At 65.7% G+C, this 10766-nt stretch carries 8 protein-coding genes; 5 read left to right on the forward strand and 3 right to left on the reverse strand.

Annotation, left to right across the window (positions count from 1 at the left end; genetic code table 11):
* Nucleotides 1–6: 6 nt before the first annotated feature.
* The 5 genes from ACPJXG_RS03325 to ACPJXG_RS03345 all read left to right on the forward strand — a co-directional run bounded on the left by ACPJXG_RS03325 (nucleotide 7) and on the right by ACPJXG_RS03345 (nucleotide 6165).
* Nucleotides 7–1422 carry a bifunctional enoyl-CoA hydratase/phosphate acetyltransferase gene (locus ACPJXG_RS03325; RefSeq protein ID WP_402719488.1) on the forward strand — a complete coding sequence of 472 codons (1416 nt, stop codon included), beginning with the start codon at nucleotides 7–9 and terminating at the stop codon, nucleotides 1420–1422.
* The gene (locus ACPJXG_RS03330) at nucleotides 1419–2636 is read left to right on the forward strand and encodes an acetate/propionate family kinase (RefSeq protein WP_099401640.1); all 1218 of its coding nucleotides are present in this window, start codon (nucleotides 1419–1421) and stop codon (nucleotides 2634–2636) included. Before ACPJXG_RS03325 ends, ACPJXG_RS03330 begins: the two co-directional genes overlap by 4 nt.
* A gap of 215 nt (nucleotides 2637–2851) precedes the next feature.
* Nucleotides 2852–3325, forward strand: a complete 474-nt coding sequence (locus ACPJXG_RS03335) for a hypothetical protein (protein WP_099401639.1) — start codon at nucleotides 2852–2854, stop codon at nucleotides 3323–3325.
* A 163-nt stretch (nucleotides 3326–3488) separates the two neighbouring features.
* On the forward strand, nucleotides 3489–5804 hold the full coding sequence (locus ACPJXG_RS03340; RefSeq protein ID WP_425253403.1) for a M43 family zinc metalloprotease: 2316 nt from the start codon (nucleotides 3489–3491) through the stop codon (nucleotides 5802–5804).
* A gap of 13 nt (nucleotides 5805–5817) precedes the next feature.
* Nucleotides 5818–6165, forward strand: a complete 348-nt coding sequence (locus tag ACPJXG_RS03345) for a hypothetical protein (RefSeq protein WP_035822226.1) — start codon at nucleotides 5818–5820, stop codon at nucleotides 6163–6165.
* On the opposite strand, the gene ACPJXG_RS03350 is transcribed toward ACPJXG_RS03345, so the two are convergent.
* From ACPJXG_RS03350 to ACPJXG_RS03360, 3 genes are all read right to left on the reverse strand, one after another.
* Nucleotides 6162–6350: a helix-turn-helix domain-containing protein gene (locus ACPJXG_RS03350; protein ID WP_035822224.1), complete on the reverse strand. Its 189-nt coding sequence runs from the start codon at nucleotides 6348–6350 to the stop codon at nucleotides 6162–6164. The two genes, ACPJXG_RS03345 and ACPJXG_RS03350, sit on opposite strands and share 4 nt — an antisense overlap.
* Nucleotides 6351–6539: 189 nt before the next feature.
* Complete coding sequence (gene parC / locus ACPJXG_RS03355; RefSeq protein WP_425253404.1) at nucleotides 6540–8894, reverse strand: DNA topoisomerase IV subunit A; 2355 nt, start codon at nucleotides 8892–8894, stop codon at nucleotides 6540–6542.
* A 48-nt stretch (nucleotides 8895–8942) separates the two neighbouring features.
* Nucleotides 8943–10757 carry a hypothetical protein gene (locus tag ACPJXG_RS03360; protein ID WP_425253405.1) on the reverse strand — a complete coding sequence of 605 codons (1815 nt, stop codon included), beginning with the start codon at nucleotides 10755–10757 and terminating at the stop codon, nucleotides 8943–8945.
* Nucleotides 10758–10766: the final 9 nt, after the last annotated feature.

Below are 10766 nucleotides of genomic sequence, written 5' to 3' on the forward strand. Positions count from 1 at the left end.
ACCACGATGACTACTACCCAAGACGATGATCTGAATATCGTACGCAACCGCACCTTCGACCAGATCGCCATCGGCGACACTGCCAGCATCACGCGCACCCTGAGCATGGACGACATTGCCCTGTTCGCGGTGATGTCGGGCGACGACAACCCGCAGCACCTCGATACGGAATTTGCCGCCGCCACCCGCTACGAGGGCGTGATCGCCCACGGCATGTGGGGCGCGGCCCTCATTTCCGCCGTGCTGGGCACGCGCCTGCCCGGCGCCGGCACCGTCTACACGGGCCAGACCCTGCGTTTCCTGCAGCCGGTGCGCGTGGGCGATACGCTGGCCATCAGCGTCACCGTCACGGCGCGCGAGCCGCGCAACCGCCATGTGACCCTGGCCTGCCGCTGCGTCAACCAGCATGGCGCCGTGGTGCTCGACGGCGAGGCGCAGGTGATCGCGCCCGCCGAGCAGATCGAACGCAAGCGCGCCACCCTGCCCGAAGTACGCCTGCATAACGGCGACGGCACGCGCCGCCTGCTGGAGCAGGCGCGCACCCTGGGGCCGATCAGGGTGGCCGTGATCCACCCCTGCGATGAACTGAGCCTGGCGGGCGCGCTGGACGCGTATGCGGCCGGCCTGATCACGCCCGTGCTGGTGGCGCCGCGCGCGCGCCTGGAAGCGGTGGCGTTGGAGGCTGGCCTGAGCCTGGAAGGCATCGCCATCGAGGACGTCGAGCATAGCCATGCCGCCGCCGCGCGCGGCGCCGAACTGGCGGGCAAGGGCGAAGTGGAAGCCTTGATGAAGGGCAGCCTGCACACGGATGAACTGATGTCGGCCGTGCTTGCCGCCAGCGCCGGCCTGCGCACCAAGCGCCGCATCAGCCACTGCTTCCTGATGCAGACACCCGCGTATCCGCGCCCCTTCATCATCACGGACGCGGCCATCAATATCTCGCCCAACCTGGCCATGAAGGCCGACATCGTGCGCAACGCCATCGACCTGGCGCACGTGATCGGCGTGGCCTGCCCGCGCGTGGCCATCCTGGCCGCCGTGGAAACGGTGAATGCGGACATGCCGGCCACCCTGGACGCGGCCGCCCTGTGCAAGATGGCCGACCGCGGTCAGATCACGGGCGCGATCCTCGACGGCCCGCTGGCTTTCGACAACGCCGTGTCGATCGCCGCCGCCACCGTCAAGGGCATCGTCTCGGAAGTGGCGGGCCGCGCCGACATCTTGCTGGTGCCCGATCTGGAAAGCGGCAATATGCTGGCCAAGCAGCTTGAATATATGGGCGACGCGGACAGCGCCGGCATCGTGCTGGGCGCGAAAATCCCCGTCATTCTCACCAGCCGTGCCGACTCGCGCGCCAGCCGCATCGCCTCGTGCGCCATCGCCGTGATGCTGGCCAACCATTACCGGAGCACGCCGCCATGAACGCAGCAGTCCAACATGCCGATGGCACCCTGATCCTGGTGCTCAATTGCGGCTCGTCGAGCATCAAGTTCGCCCTGTTCGAGCAAGCGGGCGGCGTGCTGCCGCAGCAGGCGCAATGGAGCGGCAAGGTCGAAGGCATCGGCCGTGAAAACACCACCTACCGCGCCGGCGGTTTGCCGGCAGTCGCCTTGCAGCTCGATCCGGCGCAGCCGCATCACGCGGCGCTCGAATACATCCGCGCGCAAGTGGTGGCGCAGCTGGACGGGCGTTCCTTGCGCGCCGTGGCGCACCGCGTGGTGCATGGCGGCAGCAAGTATTTCGCCCCCGTGCGCATCGATTTCAAGGTGCTGGCCGACCTGAAAAGTTATGTGCCGCTCGCGCCCCTGCACCAGCCGTTTGCGCTCGAAGCGATCGAGGTGTTGCTCGAATCGCGGCCCGACATCGCCCAGGTGGCGTGCTTCGATACGGCCTTCCACCACACGGTGCCGCAGGTCGAGCAGATGCTGGCCCTGCCTTACGATGCGTGGGAGCGGGGCTTGCGCCGCTATGGCTTCCACGGCCTGTCATACGAGTACCAGTCGCTGGTGCTGGAGCAGCGTTTTGGCGCCGTCGCGCGCGGCAAGGTCATCGTGGCCCACCTGGGCAGCGGCGCCAGCCTGTGCGCCATGGAGAACTTGCATAGCGTGGCCACCACCATGGGCTTTTCCGCGCTCGATGGCCTGATGATGGGCACGCGCTGCGGTTCGCTCGATCCGGGCGCCGTCATCTACCTGATGGAAATCGAAAAGCTGTCGCTGGAAAAAGTGGCGCATGTGCTGTACCACGAGTCGGGCTTGCTGGGCGTGTCGGGCGTGTCGGCCGACCCACCCGTCTTGCTGGCGCAGCAGGACCGGCAGGATGCCACGGGCGAGCGTATCCGCGCCGCGCTGGCCTTGTATATCCGCCGCATCGTGCGCGAGATCGGCGCCCTGACGGCCGTGCTGGGGGGACTGGACATGCTGGTGTTTACGGCCGGTATCGGCGAGCACAGCGCCGAGCTGCGCCAGCGCATCTGCGCCGAACTGGGATTCATCGGCCCCGTGCTCGACGGGGAGGCGAATGCGCGCAATGCCAGCCGTATTTCCACCGATGCCAGCCGTATCGTGGTGGGCGTGGAGCCGGCCAACGAGGAGTGGGTGGCTGCCCGCCATGCGGCGCTGGCCGTGGGTGCATGAGGTCCTGACGCTTACGGCAGCGCTCGATGGGAAGTTTGCCGAAATGCATATATTTCCCGTTGAGTGCGCTAACGCACTGTGTGGTTTGCCCGTTATCTTTACTATGAAGTCATGCCATTGCGCTACATCAAGAAACAGCGCGATGCCTGGCAAATTTTGAACATTTTGCCCGCCTTTAGTAAGAATAAAATTAAACCATATTGAAAGGTCTCATCATGAACAAATTACTCGCCACCCTGATCGCTACCCTGTTTGCCACCGCTGCCATCGCGCAAACGCCAGTTAGCCCAGCCGTTGCCAGCGCCCAGGCGTCTGCGCAGCATGACATCAACAAGGCTGCCAACAAGGAAGCCAAAGTCGATGCCAAGGCTGACGCCAACGTCGCCAAGGCCGAAATGAAGGCTGACGAAAAGAAAGCCGACGCCCAGCACAAGGCGAACAAAACCAAGGCCAAGGCCCACGACAAAGTAGTCGATGCCGATCCGGAAGACAAGATGAAGGCACAAGCCAAGGCTGACAAGGCTGCCGCCAAGGCCGATGCGAAAGCGGGCAAAACCGCCGTGAAAGCGGACGCCAAGGTCGCCAAGGAAAAAGTGGAGGCGAACGCCGATAAAGCCATCGCCGCCACCAAGACGGAAGAAGTCAAGGCCAAGGCGGACGCTGAAGTCAAGGCCGCCGCCGCCAAGTAATTCCCTGTTTGCGGGCCACGGCCCGCAAGCCCAAAAGACAGCTTCGGCTGTCTTTTTTTCGTCCAGCACTTTTCCTTGCTTGCGCTTGCCAGTCTTGATCTGGCGCAAATGCTCCGCTTTTCGGCGTGCCATAGTGAACTGGCAAACAGACGAAGGAGACATCATGAGCACCGCTAAAACGAAAAAATCACCGGCCACCGGGTCGGCGGAAGGCGCGCCAGCCATGTCCGCCACGCAGTCCATGCCGGTCGAGGGCGACATGCAGGCTGGCGCAGAAGCGGCGGGCGGCGACGCAATGCCGGGGCTGCGCCTGGGCGTGTCGTACGCCGACCAGGCGGCGCTCACCCAGGGGGCGTCCGCTGCGGATGCCTACGCCATGCCGGGCGGCGGCATGCAGCAGGCGCCGCAGGGCATGGCAGGCGCCAGCTGCATGCAGGTCGGCGGTGGCGGCATGGGCGGCGATGGTGGCGATAGCGGAGGCAATGGCGGTGATGGGGGGCAGGGCGGCGGCACGCCGCAGACGCGCACCTGCGCCACGATGGACGTGCATCGGCGCCTGCTGACCGAAGACCCATCGTATGCGAACGTGCGCGCCGATATCGAAAACTTGGCCGGATTGTACGAGGGCGACGCCAGCATTGCGGGGCGTGCCGGCGTGACGCACATCCCGGTGGTCGTGCACGTGGTGTGGAATACGGCCGCGCAGAATATTTCGGATGCGCAGATCGCCAGCCAGATCGATGTGCTGAACCGTGATTTCCGCCGCGTCAACCCGGATGTGAACAGCACGCCGGCGCCATTCCTGCCGCTGACGGCCGATGCGCGCGTGGAGTTTGCGCTGGCCACGACCGATCCGCATGGCGCGGCCACCAGCGGCATCGAGCGGCGCCAGACGACGGTGGCCTCGTTTGGCGCGGACGATGCCGTCAAGTCGCAAGCGACGGGCGGCATGGATGCCTGGCCGGCCGACAGCTACCTGAATATCTGGGTCTGCCAGCTCGGTGGCGGCTTGCTCGGATATGCGCAGTTTCCCGGCGGCCCGGCCGCGACCGACGGCGTGGTGATACTGCAATCGGCCTTTGGCACGACGGGCACGGCGGCGCCGCCGTTCCACCTGGGGCGCACGGCCACGCATGAAATTGGCCACTGGCTGAACCTGAACCATATCTGGGGCGACGACGGCACCGGGTGCTCGGGCACGGACAACGTGGCCGACACGCCGAACCAGGGCGGGCCGAACACGGGCCAGCCCTCGTTTCCCCAGGTGTCGTGCAATAACGGGCCGAATGGCGACATGTTCATGAATTACATGGATTACGTCGACGATCCCGCCATGTTCATGTTCACGGCCGGCCAGGTGGCGCGCATGCAGGCTTGCCTCGATGGCCCGCGCGCCAGCATCGGCACGGGCGGAACGGGCGCAGGCGCCACGCCGCGCCAGAGCTCTTCTCCCGTCGTCGCCTGGGGCGCGAACCGCCTCAACGTCTTCGTGGTGGGCACGGATCGCGCGCTGTACCACAAGGCCTGGAACGGCACGGCCTGGGCGCCGTCCGTCACCGGCTATGAAGGGCAGGGCGGCATTTGCACCAGTGCGCCGCAAGTGGTGTCGTGGGCGCCGAACCGGCTCGACGTATTCGTCACGGGCACCGACAGCGGCTTGTTCCACAAGTGGTGGAACGGCACGGCCTGGGGACCGTCCCTGACCGGTTACGAAGCGATGGGCGGCTTGTGCGTGGGCGACCCGCGCGCCGTGGCCTGGGGACCGAACCGCCTCGACGTGTTTGTCGTCGGCACGGATCGCGGCCTGTATCACAAGTGGTGGAACGGGTCCGCCTGGGGACCGTCGCTGACGGGGTACGAAGCCATGGGCGGCGTCTGCCTGGGCCAGCCGGAAGCCGTGGCGTGGGGGCCGAACCGCCTCGATGTCTTCGTCGTCGGCACGGACCGGGCCCTGTACCACAAGTGGTGGAACGGCACGGCCTGGGGACCGTCGCTGACGGGCTACGAGCGCCTGGGCGGCATCTGCACCTCGTCGCCGAAAGCCGTGGCGTGGGGACCGAACCGCCTCGACGTTTTCGTCACGGGTACCGACGGCGCCCTGTATCACAAATGGTGGGATGGCGCGCAATGGGGGCCTTCCAACGATGGTTTCGAGCGCCTGGGCGGCGTTTGCGTGGGCGAGGTGGAAGCCGTGTCGTGGGGACCGAACCGGCTCGACCTGTTCGTCATCGGCACGGACAGCGCCCTGTACCACAAGGCCTGGAATGGATCCGCCTGGTCTCCCTCCGTGACGGGTTTTGAAAACCTGGGCGGCGTGTGCACCTCGCGGCCGCGCGCCACGGCCTGGGCGCCGAACCGCCTCGACGTGTTTGTCACGGGCACGAACGGCGCCCTGTTCCACAAGGCGTGGAACGGCGCGGCCTGGTCGCCGTCCGTGAGCGGTTATGAAAGCCTGGGCGGCGTGGTATCGTGTTTCTGAGGGAGGAATCGCCATGCACGGCATGACAACGCCACTGCCCAGCGGCAGCTGGACGCACTCGTTCGAGGAGGATGCGGACGGTATCGAGGTGTACCGGCCCACGGCCACGTTTGCCTTTCCGCCCAGCCGCAAGGGGCGCAAGGTGCTGGAGTTCGGCGCGCCAGCCGGCGCCATGGCGCAAGGGGCGGCAACCTTGACGTCCATGGCGCCCGGCCCCGACGACCGACCCCGCGCCGGCCCCGTGACCCGGCTGGTGCCCCTGGGCATGGGCCGCTATGCGCTCGGTGATGGCGCAGGCGCGCAGGACGTGATCGACATCGTCGAAGCGACACCCGACGTGCTGCGCCTGGCGCGGCGCTAAGGCTGGCCGCGCAGCTTGTGCGCGAGCGCCGTGCGGTTGCCCACGCCCAGTTTCTGGTAAATCGCATGCAGCTGGTTGCGCACGGTGGCCGGCGACTTGCCCAGTTCTCTGGCGATGCTTTTATACGGCAATCCTTCGGCCGCCATGGCCGCCACCAGCCGCTCGGCCGGGGTCAACCGCTGCATGGCAGCCTGCCTGAAACCTTGTTTTTCATCCTTGCTCTCCTGTCAGTTGGCGGCATGCCGGTGGCATGCCTGCAGGGATAACGGGGACGCGGCGCGTATCTGCAAAACTATCTGTAAAACGATGTTGTCCATTGCGCCAGGCGAAAAAAAAGACAGGCGAACCTGTCTTTTCGTGTGGCGCGATGCCGGTCAGCCGATGGCCGCCATCGACACCGGTTTCAGCTTGGCCGCCAGCGCCTTGCCCTTTTTCGCGCGCTTGCCGAAATGCTCGGCCAGGGCCGTGGCGCCCAGCGACGCATCCTGCGGTTTCGAGGCCCGGCCGATGCCCGAGACCACCACGCCGCGCTGCGTGATCGGCTGCACGGCCAGCAGCTTGTCTTTCGCATCGAGGTCGATCAGCTTGACGCCGGTGCCGCCCTTGGACAGGGTTTTCATTTCATCGAGGCCGAACACCAGCAGGCGCGCGCCTTCCGTCAGGCAGGCCAGGGCGCTGGCCGCCTCGGGGATGACTTTCGGTTCGAGCGGCAGGTCGCCGTCGTCCAGGGTGATGAAGGCCTTGCCGCCTTTCAGACGGCTCGTCATGTCGCCCGCCTTGGCGATGAAGCCGTAGCCTGCGCTCGACGCCAGCAGCAAATTGGTGGCGCCATTGCCCGCGAAGTAGTGCAGGATGCGCACGGCGTTGCCGGGCGTGCCGCCGCTCAGGTCGCACAAGGTCGTGATCGGCACACCGTCGCCGCGTGCATTGGGCAGCGCGGAGACGGGAACCGAGTAAATCTTGCCGTTGTTGCCAAAGCCCAGCAGGGTGTCGACCGTGCGGCACTCGAAGGCGCCATGCAGGCTGTCGCCCGCCTTGAACGTGAACTGCGCCGCATCATGGCCGATGCCGGTGCGCGCGCGCACCCAGCCTTTTTCCGAAATGATGACGGTGACCGGTTCATCGACCACCTTTTGTTCCGCCACGGCTTTCTGCGCTTCCTCGATCAGGGTGCGGCGCGCGTCGCCGAACTGCTTGGCGTCCGTTTCGATTTCGCGGATGACGGCGCGCTTCATCGAGCCCGGGTTGTCGAGCAGGTCTTGCAAGGACTTTTCTTCCTTGCGCAGCTCGGCCAGCTCCTGCTGGATCTTGATCGTTTCCAGGCGCGCCAGCTGACGCAAGCGGATTTCCAGGATGTCGTCGGCCTGGCGTTCGGACAGTTTGAACGCTTCGATCAGGGCCGCCTTCGGCTCATCCGAATTGCGGATGATCTGGATCACCTTGTCGATATTGAGCAGGATCGCTTCGCGCCCTTCCAGGATATGGATGCGGTCCTTGACCTTGCCCAGTTTGTAGCCGGTGCGGCGCGTGACGGTTTCGAAGCGGAAATCGATCCACTCGCGCAGGATGTCGCCCAGCCCTTTTTGGCGCGGACGGCCATCGCCACCGATCATCACCAGGTTGATCGAGGTCGACGATTCCAGCGACGTATGCGCCAGCAGCATCAGCATGAATTCCGTCTGGTCCTGGTTCTTCGACTTCGGCTCGAACACGAGGCGCACGGGGGCGGCGCGGCCCGATTCGTCGCGGATGGTGTCGAGCGAATTGAGGATCAGCGCCTTCAGGGCCACCTGGTCCGGCGACAACGCCTTCTTGCCCAGCTTGATCTTCGGATTCGTCAGTTCCTCGATTTCTTCCAGCACTTTTTGCGACGAGGTGCCCGGCGGCAGTTCCGTCACGACGGCTTGCCACTGGCCGCGCGCCAGTTCCTCGATCTTCCAGCGCGCGCGCACCTTCATGCTGCCACGGCCGCTCGCGTACATGTCGGCGATTTGCGAGGGCGGGGTGATGATCTGGCCGCCGCCGGGGAAGTCGGGGCCGGGAATGATGGCCATCAGTTCGGCGTGCGTCATCTTCGGATCGCGGATCATGGCGACGGCCGCTTTCGCCACTTCGGCCAGGTTGTGCGACGGGATTTCCGTCGCCAGGCCCACGGCGATGCCGGAGGCGCCGTTCAGCAGCACCATCGGCAGGCGCGCCGGCAGCAGCTTCGGTTCTTCCGTCGAACCGTCGTAGTTGGGCTGGAAGTCCACCGTGCCCATGCCGATTTCATCCATCAGCAGCTTGGCGATCGGCGTCAGACGCGCTTCCGTGTAACGCATGGCTGCCGCGCCATCGCCGTCGCGCGAGCCGAAGTTGCCCTGGCCGTCGATCAGCGGGTAGCGCAGCGAGAAATCCTGCGCCATGCGCACCAGCGCGTCGTACACGGACTGGTCGCCGTGCGGATGCAATTTACCGAGCACGTCGCCGACCACGGCCGCCGATTTGCGGGGCTTCGCCGTGGAGTTCAGGCCCAGCTCATTCATCGCATACAGAATGCGGCGCTGCACCGGCTTCTGGCCATCGCACACGTCGGGCAGGGCGCGGCCCTTGACGACGGAGATGGCGTAATCGAGATAGGCGCGCTCGGCAAAGGTGGACAGGGTCAGCGCTTCGCCGTCGAATACCGGTTCATCCGGCTCGATCGGCTCAGGCTGGGCATCGTCAAATAAATTGGTTTGTGTGGACATGGCGCTTGTTTCGGTGTTAAGTGGTTGCGGTTGAATTCGTGGGGCTGATTATGACAGCCGTGATTTGGAAAAGGACTTGCCGTACGTCAGATACATATAGCGCAGGGTGAAATACAGCACAGCCAGAGCCAGCTCGACGCTGTGATGCAGCATCGGCATGGCGCGGATGGCCGGGGCGTGGCCGGCCAGCACGACACTGGCGAGTGACGGCACCAGCACCACCGGCCAGATCGTCTTCCATTTGAAATCGGTGGGGGAAAACAGCAAGCCGGCGCACGACCAGGCATACAGCGCGGCGCCGACCAAGGCGGCCGGCAGCTGCTGCACATACAGTAGCGACAGCAAGCCCGCGCAGCCGATCAGCCATGCCGCGCGCAGGCGGGGCAAGAGCGCCTCGGGGAAGCCGCCATCGCCATACAGGCCGGTGGCGCAGCGCAGGGCCAGCGCCGCCAGGCAAAATATCAATGGCATGGCCTCGCCGATGGCCAGCGCCGACGGGCCTTTGCCGCTCATGAACATGGCCGCGAACAGCGACAGGCCCAGACACAGGAGCAGCAGCATGCCATGCAGCAGCTGGCGGTTCATCGCATACGCGAGCAGGGCCGACGCGCACAAGCCGGCCGCGGTGACGAGGCGCATGCTGTCGCTGCGCTCGGGCAGGAACAGCAGCAGTGCCAGCACGAGGTAGGGTGCGATCCAGCCCAGTTGCCGCAAGCCGGGCCGCTGCCACAGCATGGGCAGGCGGTCCTGCAGCGCTTCTTGCAGCGCTTCCAGGCGCGCGAACAGCGGCGTTGGCCAGCGCAAGGCATGCATGGCCAGCAGGGAAAAGGCCAGCGCCTGGAAGCCCAGCAGGCTGGCATATGCGGCCGTGTCAGCGAGCTTGAAGCCGGCAGCATCGAGCACGCCCGCGAGCATGAAGTGCAGCACGAAACCGAGGCCGCCCGAGGCCAGCGCCGTCTGCTTGAAGTAGCGCTTGGCATGGACGGCGTGTTCCCATTGCTCGAACAGGTCCGTATCGAGCTTCCAGGCCAGCATCTCGGCGTGCTGCCAGCGTATCGCGTGCAGCAGCTCGCGCAGCTGCAGCGTGAATTTTTGGTCGAACAGCTGGCGCGCATAGGCGCTTGGCGATTGCTGCGACATGATGCAATCGAGGCCCGGGTAGCTGTCGCGGTTGTCGCTGAAATGGGCGAACGAACGGTCGGCCCGGTAGCGCTGCACGGCAGCGCGCACCAGGTCCCCATGGCTGCGCGCCAGGTAGGAAAAATCGCGGTCCCAGCCCAACTGTTCGAACAGGGCCTCACGTAGCGCCAGGTCATAGCCGGCGCTGGCGCAGTAGCGCAGGGCACACAGGTCGAATTCCTCGCGCACGTCGAGGTTGAGCATGGCGTCGTCCTGCAGGATGCCGGCCAGTACCTCGCTGGCATCGGCGTGCCGCGAATGCTCGAGGAATGCCTGCCACAGGCTGGCCGCTTCCTGCGCCGGATCGATGGCGACCACGCCCCATAGTTCCGGTGGCGGTGCGGGTTCCTGGGCAATGACGCCCCACAGTTCCGCAGGCGGTTCGTGCGGTTCTTGCGGTTCCTGCGCTTCCCGCGCGGGTTCGTCGATGACGCCCCACAGTTCGGCTGCTTCCATGACCGGCGTTTCTACCACTGCCGCTTGCGCTTCCGGGAATTCCTCGGCAAACAGGTGCGCATGGCGCAGCGCGTATTCATACGCTTCGCGCAGCTCCTGGAAGGCGGCCGGATCGTCTTCGGGACGCGTCACCTTCAGGCGCTTCGCGTACGCGCGCTTGAGGGCGCGCTCGTCGCCGGTCGGCTCCGTGCCCAGGATTGCCCACAGGCTGCGCTGTCCGTTGTCCATGCCGCCGTC

It is taken from the genome of Janthinobacterium sp. NFX145, assembly GCF_049810325.1.
Classification (GTDB): Bacteria; Pseudomonadota; Gammaproteobacteria; order Burkholderiales; family Burkholderiaceae_D; genus Janthinobacterium; species Janthinobacterium rivuli.

Bases quoted from the DNA above. Each gene is read 5' to 3' on its own strand.
- ACPJXG_RS03360 (WP_425253405.1), bottom strand. From the start codon at position 10,757: ATGGACAACGGACAGCGCAGCCTGTGGGCAATCCTGGGCACGGAGCCG.
- ACPJXG_RS03350 (WP_035822224.1), bottom strand. From the start codon at position 6,350: ATGCAGCGGTTGACCCCGGCCGAGCGGCTGGTGGCGGCCATGGCGGCC.
- ACPJXG_RS03335 (WP_099401639.1), top strand. From the start codon at position 2,852: ATGAACAAATTACTCGCCACCCTGATCGCTACCCTGTTTGCCACCGCT.
- ACPJXG_RS03330 (WP_099401640.1), top strand. From the start codon at position 1,419: ATGAACGCAGCAGTCCAACATGCCGATGGCACCCTGATCCTGGTGCTC.
- ACPJXG_RS03345 (WP_035822226.1), top strand. From the start codon at position 5,818: ATGCACGGCATGACAACGCCACTGCCCAGCGGCAGCTGGACGCACTCG.
- parC (WP_425253404.1), bottom strand. From the start codon at position 8,894: ATGTCCACACAAACCAATTTATTTGACGATGCCCAGCCTGAGCCGATC.
- ACPJXG_RS03325 (WP_402719488.1), top strand. From the start codon at position 7: ATGACTACTACCCAAGACGATGATCTGAATATCGTACGCAACCGCACC.
- ACPJXG_RS03340 (WP_425253403.1), top strand. From the start codon at position 3,489: ATGAGCACCGCTAAAACGAAAAAATCACCGGCCACCGGGTCGGCGGAA.